The 20,779-nt window shown below is 42.0% G+C and carries 21 protein-coding genes and 2 pseudogenes; 21 read left to right on the top strand and 2 right to left on the bottom strand.

Going from position 1 to position 20,779, the window contains the following annotated elements; translation table 11 throughout:
• Positions 1-71 precede the first annotated feature (71 nt).
• The 15 genes and pseudogenes from A3844_RS04115 (at position 72) to A3844_RS04045 (ending at position 13,749) form a co-directional block, all read left to right on the top strand.
• Positions 72-758, top strand: coding sequence for an ABC transporter ATP-binding protein (locus A3844_RS04115; protein ID WP_074106699.1), 687 nt, complete (start codon positions 72-74; stop codon positions 756-758).
• Positions 755-3,412 (top strand): ABC transporter permease, encoded by a 2,658-nt coding sequence (locus A3844_RS04110; RefSeq protein WP_074106698.1) that lies wholly within the window; start codon positions 755-757, stop codon positions 3,410-3,412. The genes A3844_RS04115 and A3844_RS04110 overlap by 4 nt, the downstream gene beginning before the upstream one ends.
• Positions 3,413-3,524: 112 nt before the next feature.
• Positions 3,525-3,704, top strand: a pseudogene (locus A3844_RS04105) (IS110 family transposase); the annotation flags it as partial.
• A 386-nt stretch (positions 3,705-4,090) separates the two neighbouring features.
• On the top strand, positions 4,091-4,861 hold the full coding sequence (locus A3844_RS04100; protein WP_074100659.1) for an SDR family NAD(P)-dependent oxidoreductase: 771 nt from the start codon (positions 4,091-4,093) through the stop codon (positions 4,859-4,861).
• Between the two features lie 31 nt (positions 4,862-4,892).
• Entirely contained in the window at positions 4,893-5,450 is a 558-nt protein-coding gene (locus A3844_RS04095) for an OsmC family protein (protein WP_074106697.1), read from the top strand.
• Between the two features lie 103 nt (positions 5,451-5,553).
• Positions 5,554-6,228, top strand: coding sequence for an SDR family NAD(P)-dependent oxidoreductase (locus tag A3844_RS04090; RefSeq protein WP_074106696.1), 675 nt, complete (start codon positions 5,554-5,556; stop codon positions 6,226-6,228).
• A gap of 127 nt (positions 6,229-6,355) precedes the next feature.
• Positions 6,356-6,673 (top strand): thioredoxin, encoded by a 318-nt coding sequence (trxA, locus tag A3844_RS04085; protein WP_074100656.1) that lies wholly within the window; start codon positions 6,356-6,358, stop codon positions 6,671-6,673.
• A 135-nt stretch (positions 6,674-6,808) separates the two neighbouring features.
• Positions 6,809-7,474: an ArsR/SmtB family transcription factor gene (locus A3844_RS04080; RefSeq protein ID WP_074106695.1), complete on the top strand. Its 666-nt coding sequence runs from the start codon at positions 6,809-6,811 to the stop codon at positions 7,472-7,474.
• 81 nt (positions 7,475-7,555) lie between these two features.
• Positions 7,556-8,029 carry a rhodanese-like domain-containing protein gene (locus A3844_RS33960; RefSeq protein WP_074106694.1) on the top strand — a complete coding sequence of 158 codons (474 nt, stop codon included), beginning with the start codon at positions 7,556-7,558 and terminating at the stop codon, positions 8,027-8,029.
• Complete coding sequence (locus A3844_RS04070) at positions 7,974-8,300, top strand: thioredoxin family protein (protein ID WP_074106693.1); 327 nt, start codon at positions 7,974-7,976, stop codon at positions 8,298-8,300. Before A3844_RS33960 ends, A3844_RS04070 begins: the two co-directional genes overlap by 56 nt.
• 55 nt (positions 8,301-8,355) lie before the next feature.
• Positions 8,356-9,459, top strand: a complete 1,104-nt coding sequence (locus A3844_RS04065; protein WP_074106692.1) for a flavin monoamine oxidase family protein — start codon at positions 8,356-8,358, stop codon at positions 9,457-9,459.
• 91 nt (positions 9,460-9,550) lie between these two features.
• Positions 9,551-10,513, top strand: a complete 963-nt coding sequence (locus A3844_RS04060) for a zinc-binding dehydrogenase (protein WP_074100651.1) — start codon at positions 9,551-9,553, stop codon at positions 10,511-10,513.
• Between the two features lie 159 nt (positions 10,514-10,672).
• A complete protein-coding gene (locus tag A3844_RS04055) occupies positions 10,673-12,115 on the top strand; it encodes an MFS transporter (RefSeq protein ID WP_074100650.1) in 1,443 nt (480 codons plus the stop codon).
• A gap of 166 nt (positions 12,116-12,281) precedes the next feature.
• Complete coding sequence (locus A3844_RS04050; RefSeq protein WP_074101295.1) at positions 12,282-13,052, top strand: SDR family NAD(P)-dependent oxidoreductase; 771 nt, start codon at positions 12,282-12,284, stop codon at positions 13,050-13,052.
• Between the two features lie 109 nt (positions 13,053-13,161).
• Positions 13,162-13,749 (top strand): TetR/AcrR family transcriptional regulator, encoded by a 588-nt coding sequence (locus A3844_RS04045; RefSeq protein ID WP_074106691.1) that lies wholly within the window; start codon positions 13,162-13,164, stop codon positions 13,747-13,749.
• Between the two features lie 202 nt (positions 13,750-13,951).
• On the opposite strand, the gene A3844_RS04040 is transcribed toward A3844_RS04045, so the two are convergent.
• Positions 13,952-14,620 (bottom strand): ArsR/SmtB family transcription factor, encoded by a 669-nt coding sequence (locus A3844_RS04040; protein ID WP_074106808.1) that lies wholly within the window; start codon positions 14,618-14,620, stop codon positions 13,952-13,954.
• A 310-nt stretch (positions 14,621-14,930) separates the two neighbouring features.
• On the opposite strand from A3844_RS04040, the gene A3844_RS04035 reads away from it, so the two are divergent.
• From A3844_RS04035 to A3844_RS33340, 5 genes and pseudogenes are all read left to right on the top strand, one after another.
• Positions 14,931-15,218: a hypothetical protein gene (locus A3844_RS04035; RefSeq protein WP_074106690.1), complete on the top strand. Its 288-nt coding sequence runs from the start codon at positions 14,931-14,933 to the stop codon at positions 15,216-15,218.
• Positions 15,219-15,469: 251 nt separating this feature from the next.
• A complete protein-coding gene (gene trxB, locus A3844_RS04030) occupies positions 15,470-16,411 on the top strand; it encodes a thioredoxin-disulfide reductase (protein WP_074106689.1) in 942 nt (313 codons plus the stop codon).
• A 31-nt stretch (positions 16,412-16,442) separates the two neighbouring features.
• A complete protein-coding gene (locus A3844_RS04025) occupies positions 16,443-16,931 on the top strand; it encodes an OsmC family protein (protein WP_074106688.1) in 489 nt (162 codons plus the stop codon).
• 33 nt (positions 16,932-16,964) lie between these two features.
• A complete protein-coding gene (locus A3844_RS04020; protein ID WP_074106687.1) occupies positions 16,965-17,306 on the top strand; it encodes a thioredoxin family protein in 342 nt (113 codons plus the stop codon).
• Between the two features lie 579 nt (positions 17,307-17,885).
• Positions 17,886-18,275: pseudogene (locus A3844_RS33340) on the top strand (MFS transporter); the annotation flags it as partial.
• Positions 18,276-18,429: 154 nt separating this feature from the next.
• Here A3844_RS33340 and A3844_RS04015 read toward each other — a convergent pair.
• On the bottom strand, positions 18,430-19,209 hold the full coding sequence (locus A3844_RS04015) for a PhzF family phenazine biosynthesis protein (protein ID WP_074106686.1): 780 nt from the start codon (positions 19,207-19,209) through the stop codon (positions 18,430-18,432).
• Between the two features lie 92 nt (positions 19,210-19,301).
• On the opposite strand from A3844_RS04015, the gene A3844_RS04010 reads away from it, so the two are divergent.
• Positions 19,302-20,705, top strand: coding sequence for an aminotransferase-like domain-containing protein (locus A3844_RS04010; protein WP_244169674.1), 1,404 nt, complete (start codon positions 19,302-19,304; stop codon positions 20,703-20,705).
• Positions 20,706-20,779: the final 74 nt, after the last annotated feature.

The raw sequence follows: 20,779 nt of genomic DNA, 5'->3' as shown, positions 1-20,779 counted from the left end.
ACTTTATTGTAAGCTTCGATCTTTATAATAACAAACATACAAAGTGAAACATTAGCTCAGGAGGTAAATAAGTGGAAATACTAAAAACTGTTAATTTATGCAAGAACTATGGAAGTGCAGAGGCAAAGGTTGAAGCTTTAAAAAATGTAAATTTCTCCGTCCAGCAGGGAGAATTTGTTGCTATCGTAGGAGCCAGTGGATCAGGAAAAAGCACCTTAATGCATCTTCTAGGTGGAGTGGACCGCCCGTCAAGTGGACAAGTCATCATCGATGGTATTGATATTTATGCCAGAAGTGAAGAGGAGCTCGCTGTATTCCGGAGACGGAAAATAGGATTTATTTTCCAATCCTACAACCTGATCCCAGTCTTATCTACAGAGGAAAACATCAAATTACCCATGCTATTGGAGAACAAAAGGGGAGATGATAAGTATGTCCTGGAATTAATGGGGCTATTAGGTCTGACCGAGCGGAGACAACATCTTCCATCCGAATTGTCAGGCGGACAACAGCAAAGAACGGCGATTGGCCGTGCGTTAATTAATAAACCGTCGATTATTTTGGCGGATGAACCTACCGGAAATCTGGACAGTAAAAACAGAAAGGAAATTATGGATTTACTTACGTTTTCCGTTAAAAAATATAATCAGACGTTGATTATGATCACGCACGATATGAATATTGCTAAAGTTGCAGATCGGGTCGTAAGAATCGAAGACGGAGTCCTTCTACAGCCAAATGAGGTGAGTCCGTTTTGAAAAGCTACACAGATCTTACTGGAAAATATTTAAAAGGGCAGAAAAAAAGATCGCTGCTTACGATCTTCGGCATAATCCTGTCCGTTACGCTGCTTACGTCCATTGGTACAATCGGGATGAGCTATTGGGATAAGTCAGTCAGACAAACCCTGCGGGACTTTGGAGATTATCACGTCTCTCTCAATGGTATTTCAGGAGAAGCGGTTCCGAAAGTCAAAAACAACGCAACCGTAAAAAGTGCCGGCGTCATCAGTAGAGAAGGCTATGCTGTCATTAAGGAAGCAAATGAGAAGGAAAAGAAGGAAGATCCGTTTGCCGCACCCTACCGGTACCTGAATGTCAAGGAATATGATGCGAGTGCAATGAACATGCTTCATCCACAGCTAGACTCGGGCAGGTACCCGGAAAATCCGAATGAAATTATCATTCTCTCATCCAGTTTGAGTTATTTTTCTAAACAACCAAAGCTTGGCGAAACGATAACGCTAAACCTTGGAATCCGGAAGGTGGCGTCAACGGGTGAAGACAAAAAGATTAACGGACTTGGCGATTTTGGTTGGGACCTTGACGAGACTTTCCAGGCTCAATCCCAAAAAGAATATACTGTTGTAGGCTTTATGAAGCCGTCAAGCACAGGGAGCTGGTCTTCCAGATACATTTTTCCTGCAATTACTTTCAATGATAACAAAAGCATCGATAACAACAAAAATTACTTTATTTACGTCAAAATGAAATCATTGAATGACATCAAAAAGAAGACGGAAGATTTGATGTCCTCTTTACAGCTGAGTAATGTCGAACAAGGTTCCGCTATGCAACTGGATAGGGAGAGCTATATTGAAAATGTAAGAATTGAGTACAATAATGAACTGCTTAAATTGTATGGCAAAAGCACTTATGAAGGTGTAAATAACAGCTTGACCCTAGCATTCACTGCTGTCATTACGATTATAATGATTTGTACGATTGCCATGATTTATAATATTTTTCATATTTCTGTACTGGAGCGGATTTCACAATTCGGCATGTTAAGATGCATTGGAGCTACACCAGCCCAAATTCGCAAAATTGTACTGCAAGAAGCGGCCCTGCTGAGCTTGATCGGCATCCCCATCGGGATTCTTACGGGAACCCTTTTTATGAAGGTATTGTTTTACAATATCAGCTTATTAACGTTAGGTTTCTTAAATGATATTAGAATGGTCATTTCCGCGCCGGTTCTAATCACTGCCGGTTTATTGGGCTTGCTGAGCGTATTCCTTTCCGCTATTGGACCAGCTAAACAAGCAGCTCGCGTATCGCCTCTCGAAGCCCTGAAAAATGTGGGAAGCACGAAGGTTGAAAAGATCACAAAGATCAAAAAGTCTCTGCTCGTTAAAACGCTGTTTGGCATCGTAGGGCAATTTGCAAGCAGAAATTTACAACGGAACAAGAAACGTTTCCGGATTACAGCCTTTTCCATGATTATTAGTATTATTTTATTTATTGTCTTTAGTGGTTTGGTTGGTTTTATTCAGCAAACAACACAAATCTCGGGTATGCAGTATTCTTATTCGCTTTCCTATAATGGTCCTTCAGGACGAATAGATGATACTGTGTATAAGCATATTGCCAAGCTAAATGCTGTAGAGCAAGCCTATAAATTTTACAATAATCAAGTGATGGCCATTATCCCTAAAGATAAGATCAATCCCAAGTATTATGAATTTAACAAAAATAGGTATGTCGTTTCGGAAGGGGAGGGGTATCGAACCGATAATAACTATCTCACGTCTTACGGGGACAATGGCTTGGATGCTCTGAAATCCAAACTCATCACTGGTAAGATCGACAAAGAGAAAATGAACCAAGAGAACGGCGTTATCGTTCAACAAAAAATAACCATGACCACGGAAGAAGGCAAACAGCTGATTCTCGATCAAACTCGTTTTAAAGTTGGAGATCACATCAAAATTCGAACATTTGACAGAGGTCAAAAAGGATACCAAACCGTGACAGTGGTCGGAATTGTCGATCAGGATTTGTTGTCGAAAGAATATAACAGTAGTCATGTTGTTTCATTCATTACGACGCCGAAAGTATACTCTAATATTATGGGTAGCGATATTTATTCTAGAATATTTATCCTTGCTAAACCCGAGATATCGAACCATATGATAACAGACTATTTGAAATCATTACCTGAGAAAGACGCCGGATTTAATTACACTGATAAAGTGGAAGAGCTTGCCCAAGCTAAAAATGACGCAAAGACTTTTAGTATCTTCTTTTACGGTTTTATCGGTGTCATTGTTCTAATTGCTTTTTTGAACATTATCAATACAGTAAGTACGAATCTAATTCTTCGTACGAATGAATTTGCAACCCTCAAGGCCATCGGCATGACCCGGAAGGAAGTGAGGAAAATGATTATTTTAGAAGGCGTATTTTATGGATTGTTTTCCGCTGTAATTGGAATTATCCTGGGGACAGCGCTGGATTACGGAATACATCTTCTCTTCACGGGTGCTTTAGATGCAGATTGGGTGTTCCCGTGGTACAGTATCGGCATCGCTTTCGCGGGATCAATGATCACAACGATCCTTGCAACGATTGGGCCAATGTACAGGCTGAATAAAGTTAGTATTGCAGATGCTCTCCGGAGTGTGAATTAGGGTGGTGGGTTTAAAAAATTCCATTACAATAGAATCCTCTTGTTCGCAAATTAATCTATAAGGTAGCCATTCCTGTAGTGTATTAATTAGCGGTTTGAAACCAAAAAGCACCGCCATCGACTATCGGGGGATTGAACTTGGAATGGACTGTGTATTCTCAAATACGCGAGCTGGCCTGGAGCAACTGGTTCAGTGGATGATGGAGCTCCAGCAAAAGCATGCCAAGAGCGACGTCCTCTTCGGCATGGAGCCCGCCGGACACTACTGGTTTAACCTGGCCGAGTATTTGGGATAGCACGGCATTCCATTAGTCATTGTCATTGCCGATCTAGTATATAACAACAATATAAGTACAGATCAAAAGATCAGTCATGCGTCTAGCACGAGACATCACAACTCACGAATAAATAAAGCTTGACGGAATCTAAGAACTGCATTATATTCAATTTATCAATTGATTAATAACAAAACTCGATTTGTGGTACTATTTATTACACTTGTTATAAAAGGAGGTAATCGAAATACAAGGAAAACTTCCACAGAATTGTCCGCAGAGTCTGAAATCAGAATTTTATGCGGCTCATAAAATGTGTTAGTGTGATATTCAATTTTTCGGATTAATCTACCTATCAGTAGGTAAAATCGTACAATGTAATTAATAAAAAGGAGATGAACCAAATGAAATTTGAAAATAAAACAGTTATTGTTACCGGTGGAGGAACAGGAATAGGAAGGGCTGCTGCGCAAAGATTTTTTGAAGAAGGTGCGAATGTTATCATTAACGGCCGTCGTGAAGACGTTCTGAGAAAAACTGCTCTGGAAATTGATCCTACTGGCAAAAAGGTATTGGCAGTTGCGGGAGATATTAGTCGACTGGAGACATCCAAGAGACTGGTTCAAGTGGCTACGGATGCTTTTGGTGGCATAGATGTGCTGGTGAACAATACTGGTAAGTTTAACCCAACACCTTTCCTGGATCATTCGCCAGAAGATTTGCAATCTTATCTGGATACGATTGTAAAAGGAACGTTTTATCCTTCCCAGTCTGTCATTCCTGAAATGAAAAAAAGAGGGGGAGGCGCAATTGTTAATACAGGTTCAATGTGGGCAACCCAAGCAGTAGAATCAACACCGTCATCGGCATACTCAGCAGCGATGGCAGGTAGGCATGCCCTGACTCGAAACTTGGCGATTGAGTTTGCCGGAGATAATATTAGGGTGAATGCTGTAGCACCTGCTGTTGTTGAAACGCCTATCTATAACACCTTTATGAGTGAAGAAGAAGTGGCCAAAGTACTTCCAAGCTTTAACGCATTCCATCCCATTGGACGAAATGGGACTCCATTGGACGTTGCGGAAGCTATACTGTTTCTCGCCAGTGACTCTGCTGCATGGATTACTGGTGTAGTTATGCCATTAGATGGTGGGGTTACAGCTCGTTTGAGATAATTTTATTAGAAGAAAGATGAGGAGATATCAAATGAATAATAATCGCGGGCTTATTAACGGACTCGACGTAGATGCTCTGAAGCAGTTTGCAGGAGCGGTAGCGCAGAACTCAAAGGATGGAATAGCGCAATTTCAAGTGACAACAGAGTGGACTGGGGGAACCAATTCAGCCTCGTCCATTAAAGAAATGATGCTTGGTGAGCAAAAGCTTGAACGGGATTTTCAGATTCTAATCGATGAACCAGCCGAGTTATTGGGAGCGAATCTAGCTGCTAACCCACAGGAGTATCTAATGGCAGCACTTAACGCTTGTATGATTGTTGGTTATGTTGCGGCAGCTTCATTAGAGAATGTCCATCTGAAATCTTTGAAAATTCATACCAAAGGCCAATTGGATCTTCGCGGATTTCTTGGCCTAGACGAGAACATTAAACCTGGATATGAAGAACTGCAGTATAAAGTAGTTGTGTCGGGGGACGGGACGCAAGAGCAATGGAACCGAATTCATGAGACGGTCATACGCACATCCCCGAACCGCTGGAATATTGCTAATGCCATCCAACTCAATAGTGAATTTGTGATTGAATAATACTCCATAGAATAGGGGCATCTCTGATTGAATCGAAATAAAGAGCGCTTCTTTAGGTGCTCTTTATTTCTGGTCGGATCATTAGGTAGAGGAGAATGGACAAATGAAAACAATTGCTATCATTGGTGCTGGACCGGGTCTTGGTTTCTCATTGGCCAAGACTTTTGGAAGGCAAGGGTTCCGTATTGCTATGGTTTCAAGGACACAGGAGAAGCTGGATCAATATGCTGATCAGCTCAACAAAATGGGGATAGAAGCTCAGGGGTTTGCTGCCGATATTACAAACAAAATACAGCTAACAAGGGCATTTCAACATATTAAAGATACGTTCGGTTCAATAGATGTCATGGAGTATAGCCCGCATAATGGAAGTGTTTCTGTAACACCTGTTCTGGATACGACAGACGATAGCGTTCTTCAAATTTTTAACAATGTTGTCATTGGTGCCATCAACTCTGCAAGACAAGTTATTCCGGAAATGACAGTTCGAGGCGAAGGGGCGCTTCTTTTCACAAGTGATCTTTCAGCCATGAGCCCAAGCCACCTGTTCGGCAATACAGGTATAGCCATGTCAGGACTCCGAAACTATATCCTTAATTTACACGAACGTTTGCTTCCTCTCGGGGTATATGTCGGACATTTATCCATAAGTCCTTTGATTAAGAAGGGTACTGGCTTTGACCCGGATCTGGTAGCGGAGGCTTGGTACAATCTTTATGAGAAAAGAACAAAGGCAGAAGAAACGTTTCCTAAGAGTATCATGGAAATTTTAAATTGAATTTTATATACGATAAAATTCCTCTGACACGAACATGGACTTACGGGGTTGACGGGATTGTATTTCAGCGCTATAATTCAATTAATCGATTGAATAATTGATAATATAAATGAGGAGGGTTCTGTTCATGGGAGCAGTAACTTTAACAAAAAAAACTTTTGAATCTAATATTAACACCGGTGTAACGTTAGTCGATTTTTGGGCACCATGGTGCGGACCTTGTCAAGTGCAACTTCCCATCGTAAATGAGCTGGCTGACGAGTTAGCGGGACAGGCGACTCTTGGCAAAGTTAACGTTGATGAAGAAACCGAATTGGCTTCACAGTATGGAGTTAGAAGCATTCCTACACTGCTATTATTTAAAGATGGGAAATTGTCTGAGACAATGGTGGGGATCACTCCAAAGCAAGCTCTTAGAGAAAAAATCTTAGGGTTAGTGAAGTAATTAATTAAGAAGAAAACGGCGGTTTTGATGTATCAGACCCGTCGTTTTTCTGCAAATAATGATAACGTGCATAAAGTTTTGGATTGCTGTTTTTTAATTGGACATAATAATCTGCAACAAAAAGGGGGGGACAATATGGAAAAAAGATGCCCAGAATCAGATATTAAAGAACGTTTATATCAGCAATTTGCTCGAATTGGAAAATGTTTATCCAGTGACAAAAGACTAGAAATCATGGACCTTTTATCGAATGGACCAAAATCGGTTGAAGGTTTGGCTACACAGACTGGCATGAGTGTTGCGAACGTTTCCCGCCATCTACAGATTTTACTGGATGCGAAGTTGGTTAAGAGCTACAAGAAAGGTACGTACGTCATATATAGCATTAGTGATCCATCGGTTACACATTTCTTAACTTCATTGTGGAATTTGTGCGAGGATAGACTCGCTGACATAAAACAGATTAAAGATGAGCTGGAAAGACAATATGAAGGTGTTCATAGTATTTCGAAACACGACTTATTGGCCAAAATGAAGCAGGGAAAAGTAATTCTCTTAGATATTCGACCCGCTGAGGAATATGAATCATCTCATATTCCAGGTGCCATCTCTGTACCCTTTGAACATTTGGAAGAATACCTGAAAACAATAAATAAAGCTGATGTAGAGCTTGCAGCATACTGTCGTGGCCCATACTGCTCTATTACATCCCAAGCTGTTGATTATATACAAAAACAGGGCTTTAAAGCTTATCGTGTAGAAGAAGGAACCAGGGAGTGGAATGCTTGCGATGAAGAGTAGGGAATTTAAAGGATGGAGTAAATACAGGATGGAATTCTTAATTCCTAAATGCTTAAGTCGTGTTTCAGGGTGGGATGACAAATGATTATTACTATGCTATTAGCTTTTCTTATAATTTACAGGCTTATTCAACATTTCCGCTTCCTTTGTGGAGTGACCATCTTATCTTTGAAATCAAGCGAAATCCAGGTGCCTGATCCTATCAAATTACTTGACATTAGAGATGTATCCGACTTTGATAAAGGGCATGTACCGGAATCCATTAATATATCCCTGGGTCGATTGCCCTTTGTTTGGGAAAAGGATTTGTCTCCAAAGGACAGCGTAGTCATATTGACCGGCCAATATCTGAAAGGGAAAAAGGCGACCCGCATTTTACAAAAACGGGGATTCCAGGATCTGTACTTAGTAGTAGCTCCTGTTTCTCAATTAATGGATCGGGTTCATAAAAGTCATTCGGAAAAGACTATTGTATTTCCAGAAAGACGGGTGATTAACAATGAATGTCCAAGAAATTACTTCCGTGGGAGAAATCGATACTTTTATTCAAAATAACCGATTCAGCATGTTGTATGTATCCCAAGAGGATTGTAATGTATGTCATGCGATTTATCCCAAACTCAAAGAATTGCTCAGTAACTTTCCCGAAATAAAGCTTGCGCACGTAGATGCCCGTCGGGTAGGGGAGGTCGCAGGTAAATTTTTGATTTTTACAGTTCCTACGATCATGATGTTTCTTGACCAGAAAGAATATCTTCGTGAAGGAAGGTTTGTTCAGTTTGAACAATTAGAAAGAAAGTTACAACAACTGCACAATGTGATATGACTTCTAAAGCATGTCAACATGAATATTAAAATATTCAAAAGGATGGATAAAAAGAATGAAGAACCCGGTGATAATTATTGGTGCAGGTTTAAGCGGCCTGCGGGCAGCCACTTTACTTAAGGAGCAAGGTCTTGAATGTAGGATTTTGGAGGCTCGAAACAGGATTGGAGGCAGGGCTTTGAGTTCCCTGAGTCCCGATTATCCTGAATTGGGGAAATTCGATCTTGGACCCACCTGGTTCTGGCCGCGATATGAGCGTACAATCACCCGTCTCGTTCAAGAACTGCACCTGGAAACTTTCGAACAGCACACCGAAGGGGCCATGTTATTTGAGCGTTATAAAAACCAAGCACCTGAGCGCCATATCCTCCCGGTTCACTCCATGGAAAGATCATTGCGGTTTGCAGGAGGGGTGCAATCTTTAATTGACGCGTTGGCTAGCAAGCTGCCACCAGAGATCTTTGAATTAGAAACACGTGTCACGGCAATTGAATTGAATGATCCCGACTTCATCACGGTTCAAGCAGAACTTGCAGATGGGCATACCAAACAATTTACTGCAAGTGCTGTTATTCTGGCATTACCGCCTCGGCTTATTGCACGGCATATTCATTTTGTTCCTGAACTTCCTCCTGAACTGAAAGCAACCCTTATCAACAAACCGACATGGATGGCAGGACAAGCCAAAGCAATAGCTGTCTATGATTATCCTTTTTGGAGAGAAGACGGCCTTTCGGGTTTTGCATCGAGTTGGTTAGGACCTTTGCAAGAAATTCATGATACTTCGCCTAACACAGGCTCGGGTGCATTATTTGGTTTCTTTGGGATGTCCGCGAAAGACCGCCATATGCTAGGGGAAAAGCTGGTTTTAGAACAGGTCATGGAACAGTTGGTTAGGCTTTTCGGCCCTTCGGCCAAAAATGCAAGGACTGTTCTTTATAAAGATTGGTCTGAGGATTCTGAAACGGCAGTATCCGAAGACAGTATTCCACTACAAGATTTCCCGGTTTATGGAGAACCGCCTGTAGTTGGTATATGGGAAAACAAAATGGTGTTCGCTGGAACAGAAGCAAGTCCAGAGCATGGCGGTCATCTAGAAGGCGCACTCCAGTCAGCTGAACTTGCAGTCTTGAAGATTATTGCCCAAAAAACTAGTTAATATATTATTCAATTAAGTAATTGAATAATTGTTTTATTTATTCTATGCTAAGGAAGTCCAAACCTTAAAAAAACTATAGGAGGTCCTATTGGTGAAGATGATGAGAGCTATACAAGTGCCTGCCAAAGGTGAAAAAATGAAATTAGTTGAGGTTCCGGTTCCGCAGCCTGCAGAAGGACAAGTACTGCTCCGTGTTGAAGCTTGCGGGGTATGCAATGGAGACTCGATGGCTATTGGAGGTTTGGCCTCGGAATATCCCCGTATACCTGGACATGAAGTGATTGGAATCGTTGAAGAGCTTGGAGCGGGTGCAACGAAGTGGAAGATTGGTGAACGTGTCGGTATTGGATGGCATGGGGGACATAGCCATGTAACGGGATTAACGATTGACGGTGGTTATGCTGAATATATGGTTGCTTACCAGGATAGTTTGTCCAGTATTCCGCATGAAATTTCGGTGTTGGAAGCTGCTCCACTGATGTGTGCTGGTGAAACGACCTTCAGTGCCATCAGAAACAGTAAAGCTCGGCCTGGTGATCTGGTAGCTATTCAGGGTATCGGCGGGCTGGGGCACCTTGCGGTTCAATACGCAAACAAGGCAGGATATCGCACAGTGGCTATCTCTCGAGGAAGTGATAAAGAAAATCTTGTACGTCAACTTGGAGCGCATCATTATATTGATTCGGAAAAAGAAGATCCTGCAAAGGCACTACAAGCTTTAGGAGGAGCAAAGGTCATCCTTGCTACTGCACCAAACGCAAAAGCTATTTCATCTCTGATAAACGGGTTGGGTCAAGATAGCGAACTAATCATTGTGGCGGGTTCTGGTGAGCAATTGGAATTGTCGGCGATGGACTTTTTGAAAGGTCCTAACACTGTAAAAGGTTCGTTTACAGGCGGAGCGAAAGAAATTCAAGCAACGATTAATTTTAGTGTTCTTACCGATATTCGTCCCATGATTGAAACATTCCCATTAGATCGTGCTAGCGAAGCATACGATAAAATGATGTCAGCTTCGACTCGATTCCGTGCTGTTCTGAATATTTCCGAGTGAAAATCTTGTGAAATTTGAAGCATTATTAGCTGAAATAGCCAAACTCGATTCCGAATAAATCAAAAGAGATCATTACAAAATCGGCAATACTTGTGGCAGAGTATTGCCGATTTTGTAGATCAATTACTTTACCTATCCAATCTATAAAGGAGTGATATTGTGCTAGAACAAGGAGCAGTAGCAAAGAATAAGAACGAGAACCAAGAGAGGAAATGGAGCCTTGAAATTTGGGGACTTCTTCTGATCGTCTCAGGGGCGCTATTCCTTGATGGAGTCGATTTATCCATGGTTAACATTGCCTTACCTTCAATTGGTAACGAACTTCATCTTTCCACGGGATCGTTGCAATGGATTGTAAATGCCTACATTCTAGGGTACGGCGGATTTCTGCTCTTAGGGGGCCGTGTAGCCGACTTACTTGGCCGGCGTCAAGTATTTCTGACTGCAGTTGCTGTGTTTGGTTTGGCATCGATTGTCAGTTCTTTCATGAGTAATGAGATCGCACTTATCGGTTTGAGACTCCTTAAAGGGATTGCAGCGGGGTTCACGGTACCTGCGGGAATGTCCATTGTAAGCACCTCATTTGCAGCAGGACCTGACCGAATGCGTGCACTTAGTATTTACTCCATCATTGGGATGACCGGTTTTGCCTTAGGGCTTGTATTCGGAGGGCTTCTCACAGAAATTGGATGGCGCTTTACTTTGTTGGCTCCTGGTCCGGTCGCTCTTATTCTTTTACTTGCCGGCTTAAAACTGGTGCCACATGCTTCTAGAGAACGTGTGACCATGAAGCAGTTTGATCTCTGGGGTTCACTTACAATTACAGCTTCATTGTTAGTGTTGGTATACGCACTTGTAGAGGCTCCTGCTAAAGGGTGGACTTCTATTACGACGATTCTTCTGATCATTGCCAGCGTTGTGTTGTTGTTTGCCTTTATACTTGTAGAGAGACGACATCCTCAGCCTCTGGTGCGGCTTGGTATTTTCCGTTCAATGTCGCTAGTCAATGCAAATTTTGCCGCAATGATGCTGCTGGGAAGCTTTATGTCCTTCCAATTTATTGCAACTCTATATTTACAAGATTCACTAAGTTGGTCACCACTTTGGGTGGCTTTGGCATTTTTGCCTTCAAGTTTATTTCAGGTCGTTTTTGGCCCGCGTATTGACCGTGTGATGAAGCGAATAGGTACACCCATGGCAATTCTGATTGGCTTAGTGCTGGTTTCAATCGCATACCTTTTATTTTTCCGGGTCGACCCTGCGTTGCCGTACTGGAATTTCCTCCTGCCAACCATGATCTTAATTGGTATTGGCTTTGTGTTTGCTTTCCCAGGGGTAAATATCCAGGCGACTCATAATGTCATTCCTGTAGAACAAGGATTGGCTTCAGGACTTGTCAATACCAGCTTGCAGATTGGCGGCGCTATCTCTTTAGCTGTCATAACCGCTGTGCTCAATAGCTCGCATGAACCGATGGAGTCCAATCAACTTTTACCTAATATGTACGTGGCAATCGCCATTGTAGCAGGACTAGCTCTGGCAGGAGTTTTGTCATCGGTGATCTACCTTGTTCAGTTGCATCGGGCGAATAAAAAGGGTTAATTGTATTGAAAAGATATAATACGAACTTGACAATCTATCTACTAGTAGGTAAAATAAAATCAATCCAGTGAAATTCTCTTGGATATCAAAATGGTATACAGCCGATTGAATACATCGGCGTTTCTATGACAAGAATACAAAAAAATGAATAGAGGAGATGTAATAAATGAAATTCGAAAATAAAACAGTCATCGTCACAGGCGGCGGAACCGGTATTGGCAAGAAAACAGCACAACGTTTTTTTGAAGAAGGTGCAAACGTAATTATTAACGGCCGCCGGCAAGATGTATTATCACAGACAGCCTTGGAAATTGACCCTTCAGGTAAGCGGGTACTGGCTGTAACCGGCGATATCAGTCTGCCCGAAACCTCTAAGAAACTGGTTCAAGCCGCTGTTGATGCCTTTGGAGGAATTGATATTCTGGTGAATAATACTGGTAAATTTGTTCCAACGCCTGTGCTTGAGCACACACCCGAGGATTTGCAATCGTATCTGGATACGATCGTGAAGGGAACATTCTTTCCTTCACAAGCCGTGATCCCGGAAATGAAGAAAAGAGGAGGAGGAGCCATCGTAAACACGGGTTCGATGTGGGCACTCCAAGCCGTTGAATCCACTCCATCTGCTGCTTATTCCGCGGCGATGGCAGGCCGTCACGCATTAACTCGCAACTTGGCTGTTGAACTTGCCGGTGATCAGATTCGGGTGAATGCTGTAGCACCTGCTGTAGTCGAAACTCCAATCTACAACAGCTTTATGACCGAGAAAGAAGTTGCTGAAGTACTGCCAACCTTTAATGCGTTCCATCCTCTTGGACGTAACGGAACTCCTGCAGACGTTGCTGAAGCGATTCTGTTCCTTGCCAGTGATTCGGCTTCATGGATTACAGGCGTCGTCCTTCCTCTTGATGGCGGAGTTACAGCCCGCCTTAGATAAGTAATTCTGTTTCTTATGAGTCAATCACATCATGTGGTTGGCTTTTTATTAAACTGAAAAAGGAGGAAACCGTCTTGACAGTATATTTACCGAATGGTAGATTTCTTTTATGAATACAAATAAAAATACATTACAAAAAATTATGGATATAGGGCTTACATTAGTCCAGGAACGTGGATATAACGGTTTTAGCTATGCTGATATCGCGGAAGCTATAGGTATTCGCAAAGCAAGCATACATTATCACTTTCCTTCCAAACAAGATCTGGTACAAGCCGTCCTTCTCCGATATCGCAAAGAGTTTATGGATAAGCTACAGCATATCAGCGATCAGCCACATAGTTGTTTGCAAAATATTCAGCTTTTTTTTGGTCTATACCGTGATACGCTGGAGAATAACACCAAGCTTTGTCTATGCTCAATGATGGCAGCAGAGTTGAATTCATTCCCACCGGAAATCCGTGAGGAACTGAATATGTTTTTTGACGCAAACGCAGTCTGGCTGGAACATGTGTTAGATCAAGGGAAAAAATCAGGGGAATTCACTTTTTCTATGAGTGCAATGGAACAGGCAAAAACAATTGTAGCTTTTGTTCAAGGTGCGCAGTTATTATCTAGATCTTCTGGTGATATTGGGTATTACGACTCACTCGTTACTAATTATATGGCGATTCTAACCCCGGTTAATCTACTCTAAATGAATATTCAACCTGGTTACGCTGTTATTCCATGTTAGCGTATGTGTAATAGAGGTCAATAAAACCACTTGTTCAATATGAACAAGTGGTTTTTTATACTTACCAAAAAAGACTTCAGAGCCATGTAGCAGCAGCCCCGAAGTCTTATTTGTGGGTTTCGAATTGAAAAGACTAATCCTGCAACCCGTAAGTTTTCTTAGTTTAATGCAACTGAAAATGCTCCTGCCACTCATTTAGACCCTCATCCATGCGATATGCCTTGAACCCCTCAGAATGTAATTTTTGTGCTGCCAAGGCTGAGTATACACATAGCGGGCCTCTGCAATACGCGATAATCTCTGCGTCTTTGGGTAATTCCTGTATTAATCCCTCTAACTCTTCCATCGGCATCGAAATGGCTCCCGCAATATGCTCCATCTCATACTCTTCTTTGGGACGTAAATCCACCAGAAGTATGGAATCGTTATTTAGCTTCTGCATAACCTCATCCATCGTAAGGGTTTGAACATCATTAAGGTTATTCAAGAAGTCATCTTTCATCCTGCCGATGTCCGGGAGTTGTTTTTCGCTGATTCGCCATAAAGACGAAAGAAATTCTATGATTTCTGGATCGGCCAACGAATAGATCACGTAAGTCCCTTTTTTTGTGAACTTAACCAGTTTGGCATCAAGCAGAACTTGAAGATGGCGGGATACGTTCGCAATATTCATCTCTGTGCAAGCCGCTAATTTTTCTACTGTTTTAGAACCCTGTGATAGCACATTCAAGATCTCAAGACGCTTGTCACTGGACAAACATTTTCCGATTCTGGCTAATTGTTTATAGAGATCTTCCTTAAAAACCTTCGCAGAGTTTAGCATATCTTCCATCATTATCAACCTCGTTTCTCTTCGTATTGTATAGATGTTCTACTATTTATTTTTCCGAGCGTTTGGTCAATCAATTGAATATTAGAATTTTAACATGTAGCCGATTGTAGTCAAGTGAAAAAAATGTAATTTGACAAAGTTTATAGGAATACACCCATTTCGAAAGTGTGAACACAGTGATCTTGTTCTATAAAAGTATCTGATATCGACTTGACGAATAGAGAGCAATAAAATATAATTCAATTGTTCGATTGATTATTAGATTTTAATAATTAATCAAACCTACAAAAAAACTGGAGGTACGAGTCCTATGCAAAAAGCTTATCTTCAAATTACATTGAAAGTGAATGTACCAGAACGCGAGGCAGCAGCAAATGTTTATATGGCATATAAGGAGCCTTTCCTTTCAGGTATTACTGGTGCTGTGTCAAAGGAACTACTAGTACGTGACGAAGACGTTCAAGTTCTGCACGGCTTCCGTAGTGAAGCAGACGCCAAAGCCTACCTGGAAAGTGATTTGTTCAATAAGGATGTTGTAGCTGGACTTAATGATCTGCTGCAAGCTGACCCCGAAGTTCGGATTTATAGTACTCTCTAAGAAATATGAACTCGAACTAAAAATGGACGATCAAGAAAAGCCGACACTGCGATTTTGCTCTGTCGGTTTCTTTTAACGATCCAAAGAGTAACAATGGAGCAGTTCAATGTAGGTGTATGAGCAAGCTGTATCCCCCGTGTTGACGAATAAGAATTTAAATGCTATAATTCAATTAATCAATTGAATAGTAAATAAATTGACGGACACAGTTCATATAAACGACTGTTCCATCAACATTGGAGGGATAGAGCATGTACAAATCTGTAATTGTTGGCACAGGTCCAGCCGGACTGACCGCTGCGATCTACCTGGCCAGAGCGAATATGAGTCCACTCGTTATTGAGGGACCCGAACCTGGTGGACAGTTAACAACAACAACTGAAATTGAAAATTACCCTGGATTCCCAGAAGGCATCATGGGTCCTGAGCTAATGGATAACATGCGGAAACAAGCGGAGCGTTTTGGGGTAACATTTTTTACGGGTTGGGTTAATGAAGTGGATTTGAAAAACCGTCCGTTTAAACTCCAAGTGGAGGGCAAAGGTGCAATTGTTACTGAAACTCTGATCATTTCAACGGGTGCCAGCGCGAAATATTTAGGAATACCGGGTGAAGCAGAAAACGTAGGCCGGGGAGTTAGTACTTGTGCCACTTGTGACGGATTTTTCTTTCGGAATAAGGAACTCATTGTAGTGGGTGGAGGCGATACTGCATTGGAAGAAGCAAACTTTCTAACGCGATTTGCCTCCAAAGTAACTCTAGTGCATCGTCGAGAAGAACTAAGAGCCTCAAAAATTATACAAGATCGCGCTCGTTCAAACCCTAAAATTGAGTGGGCTTTAAACAAGACCCCTCTTGAAGTGGTTGCCGGACAAAGTGGAGTGACCGGATTGAAAGTCCTAAACAATGTCTCAGGTGATGAGGAAATTCTAGCTGCAAATGGTGTGTTTGTAGCTATCGGGCATCATCCTAATACCGGATTTTTGAATAAACAAATTGAAACGGATGAAAACGGCTATATAGTTACAGAACCCGGCACTTCCATGACAAATATCTCAGGTGTGTTTGCTTGTGGAGATGTACAGGATACCCGCTATCGTCAAGCGATTACTGCAGCTGGGAGTGGAGCCATGGCAGCCATGGACAGCGAGAAATTCATCGATTCTTTGGAACCACTATTAATAGTTAAATGAATAAATAAATTATTATAGGGAGTAGATTCGAATGGCAGATCAAAAAATTAATATGAATACAGTTTGGTACAAAGATGCAAAAGGCGATGGACGTATAAAAAGTGACAACTTGAAAACGCAAATTGCCATCCCTGTTCCTAAAGGAGGAAGTGGTGAAGGGGCTGAACCGCAACAACTCCTCATGTCCTCTGCCGTTGCTTGTTATACTATGACACTGGCGTACATGCTAGATCGCAAAAAAGTGCCCATTGCCGGATTCTTCATGGATACTGAGGGGAACATAGCCAAAGGGGATCAACTGAGTATCACACATCGCCCTCATGTTGTTTTGAACTCGGGAGCATCAAATGAGGATGTCACTATGGCAGAAGCCTTGATTCTACAAGCTGAAAAAGACTGCCATATTGGTCAACTGCTTGTAAAAGCAGGGGTTCCCGTAGGTACCGAGGGTAAGGTGTCGATTGATTCTGGAGATGATCTGACCACCAACTATATTGAAGAGCACCGATTGGTATGGTGAATTCGATCGGTTCATGCGAAAGGAGCTGCTAATATGAGAAAAGTTTCATCGAAGTCAGAATTTGATTCAGCGATTAACTCCCCAAAACTCACGGTTGCTGTGTTTAAAGCAGACTGGTGTGGGGACTGTAAGTTCATTGATCCATTCATGCCAGATGTTGAAGGGGAATTCGCAAAGGATCTGAATCTCATCGAGGTGGATGTAGACCATGTAGGCACAGTGAGTGAAGAACAAAACATCTTGGGTATTCCAAGCTTTGTTGCCTACGCTGACGGCAGTGAGCTTACCCGCTATGTCAACAAATTGCGTAAATCGCGGGAAGAGATTGAACAATTTCTGCAACGTGCAGTTGAGGAATATAACACACGGACCTGACGAATTGGCGGGAGTAATACCTTATTGTGCTTCAGGCTACATGACAGGTTCTAATTCCTAGATGACAGCGGCAGATATCTCAATAGAGATTCTGCCGCTTGTTTTTCGTAGACATTATGCAACAAATCTCTGTTTTTCAAAATAGGATTAAAGGGTGGAAAGGGTTATGTCGGGATCTAGCTCAAGCTCCAGAAATAGTAATCATATAAGTCGTTACAAATGGATTGCGCTCTTTTGGATTGCTCTGGCCGAATTGTTTGCTTTAAGCCTTTGGTTTAGTGCTTCAGCAGTACTTCCTCAATTGGAAAAGGAATGGGGGATGGATGCTGTCAGGCTCTTGGATGACCACATCTGTACAGATCGGATTTATTATCGGGGCAGTGGTCATAGCCTTGTCGGGTATTTCGGATCGTTTCGATCCAAGACACATCTTTGCAATTGCTTCTGTATTTGGGGCCATTGTAAATGGTTTGTTTTCACTCAGCTCAGGAACTACCACGGGATTGATTTTGCGTTTCTTTACTGGTATAGCGATGGCTAGTATTTATCCTATAGCCGTGAAGTTATGTCGGTTCTGTAGTTGGAGGATGGGTTTCTGAAAAAATAGGAAAAGAGCGGCTCTCCATACTCGCATTGCTGATTAGTTCACTTTGTTCCCTAACGATTGGCTTTACATTCAACGCTCCAATTTGGATAACCGTTAGCGTTGCCTCCATTTGGGGCATGGCGATTATTGCAGATTCTGCCCAATTTTCAGCTTTAGTCGCAGACTTTTCAAAACCAGAAAGCCTGGGAACAAGTTTAACGTTTCAAATGGCTATTGGGTTTGCAGTTACCATCATTTCGATATACTTCATTCCTGTCCTAGTGAACATAGTAGGGTGGAAATGGGCATTTTCAGCACTTTCCATCGGTCCCATTTTGGGAATATGGGCAATGATTTCCTTGATTCGCTATGAAAGAGGTTAACAAATGATTTGTTACTAAGGATGGATTCAAGGCTTTTTACATAGTGACCTAAAAAAAGAAAAAGATCGGCTTTCCATGCAAATGAATAGAGTTGCGGCAAACAGTAGGATAAGGCCTTTTTTTATATTGGATTGCTCATATATTCTCAAGAGGGTTAATCGATTTGCAGTTCAGCTATGGAGTAAAGAACAGCCGTTCCGCTGATTTTCACACGGTCTTTTTGCAGCTGGCAGTAAAGGGTACCCCCACGCTTGGACCGCTGTCTTGCTACCATACTCTGCTTGCCCAAACGTTCTGCCCAGTATGGGATAAGGTTACAGTGTGCTGAACCGCATACAGGATCTTCATTCACATTCAATTTTGGGAAAAAGCTCCTGGACGCAAAATCATATTGAGTGCTTTTAGCGGTTACCGTTGCTCCTAATCCATCTGGTAAATTTTTCAATTTGGAGAAGTCCGGTTTCAGGTTTCGAACCTGATCTTCAGTCTCCAATACGAACATCAGGTCTCTGCTCAGATAGGTCTCGAGAGGGGTTACACCAAGAGCCTCTACCATATCAGGAGTGAATGTGAACGGTTCCGGCATCCGGCTTGGGAAATCCATCTCATACAATTCATTCTTTTTAATGACCGTCAATTCCCCACCTAAACTGTGAAAAGTAAATTGTTCAACATCAGGTTCATAGTAGTTGGCGATAACAAAAGCGGTAGCCAGAGTGGCATGACCACAAAGTTCAATTTCTTCAGCAGGTGTAAACCATCTTAGACGATAGTGATCTTCTTCTTTGACGGCGAAAGCTGTTTCGGAAAGGTTATTTTCTGAAGCAATTTGCTGCATTAATTCATCGGATATCCATTGCTCCATAATGCATACACCGGCAGGATTCCCCTCAAAAACCTTCTCTGCAAATGCATCTACTACATAGCATTTCATCTGTATTCCCCCTGATCATAAGTTATTGATATGAATTACTGTACACTGTAAATTGTATGGCTTCAATGGTATTATTGTATGCAATACAATCTTTGGAGGATGTTATGCCGATAAATTCATTTGAAAATTACCCGATGAGCTGGACGCCGGAGCGTAAGAAGCTTGTGCCCCCTATTTACCGTTCGATTGCCACTCTGCTTGAGTATGACATTATCAATGGCTTTCTGGCACCGGATACCAAGCTGCCGCCTCAACGGGAACTAGCGGATTATCTGGATGTGAATCTGAGTACCATTACGCGTGCTTTTAAGATATGTGAAGTTAAAGGGCTGATTTATGCAGTGATAGGCAGAGGTACGTTTGTTACTCCCAATGTTCGTAACGCTATTTTTCTGGAAGAGCATTTAGAACATAACCAGTATATCGAAATGGGAATCATTAAACCGCTGGACAGCTCAAACACGATGGTTGCAGATACCATTAGAAGTATTGCCGGAAAAGACTACTTGCAGAACCTGCTGGATTACAGTCATCCGCTGGGTATGCCTTATCACAGAATGGCTGCTAGGAAATGGATACAGAATTTTTCGCTGGACGTTCATGTAGACAACATTGCCATCACATCTGGAGGTCAGAATGCACTGACGCTGATTTTGGCGTCTTTGTTTCATCCTGGAGATAAAATAGCCGTAGACAGGTATACTTATCCGAATTTTATCGAGCTGGCGAATATATTGAACATTCAGCTTGTTCCGATTGAAGGAGATGATTGGGGGATGCTGCCGGATCGCCTGGAAACGGCCTGTGGAATGAATACAATTCGTGGCATCTATCTAGTCCCATCATGCAACAACCCCACAGCCGTCATGATGGATACGAAGCGCAGACAAGAAATCGCAAATGTGATAAAAAGAAACAATCTTTTACTCATAGAAGATGACATCTATGCGTTCCTTGCCCCTCACTATTTGCCTGTTTCTCACTGGGTACCGGACAATTTTCTCTACATTTCAAGCATAGCCAAGTCGCTCAGCTCCGGGATACGTGTGGCTTTTCTAGCGTACGCTAACTCTTTTAAAGAGAAACTGACGTACGCGATTTTCAACATGAACATCAAAACGTCTGCCTTAAATGCTGAAGTTATCACTGAATTAATTCATACGGGAAACGCAGAAAGGATTGTTAAGGAGAAGATCGCTATCGCTAAGGAACGCAACAACCTATTTCAACAGTATTTCCAAATCTGCAATCCGCATGAAAATCCATTCAGCTTTTTTAGATGGCTTCCGTTATCCGGGCATCACGGGCAGCGGCAGTTTGAAGAGAGCGCATTGGCACATGGCATTCGGGTGTATCACTCCGACCGTTTCTCTACTAAAAAGGACGAGTCCAGTCAGTTCGTCCGAATTTCGCTGACTTCTCCCAACGATATCACTGAGTTGAATGAAGGACTTCGTTTGCTAAAGCGTTTATTAAATGAAGGAAAGAATGCTTAACAAATCGCGAGCTCTTAACGAATAAGCAACCGAATTAATATAGTAAGAATGGGTATGCTAATTTAGCAAGAATG

The sequence above is a fragment of the Paenibacillus helianthi genome (assembly GCF_001909055.1).
Classification (GTDB): Bacteria; Bacillota; Bacilli; order Paenibacillales; family Paenibacillaceae; genus Paenibacillus_AQ; species Paenibacillus_AQ helianthi.
Note: the sequence above shows the minus strand (reverse complement) of the source record. Positions and strands in the feature narration are given on the sequence as shown.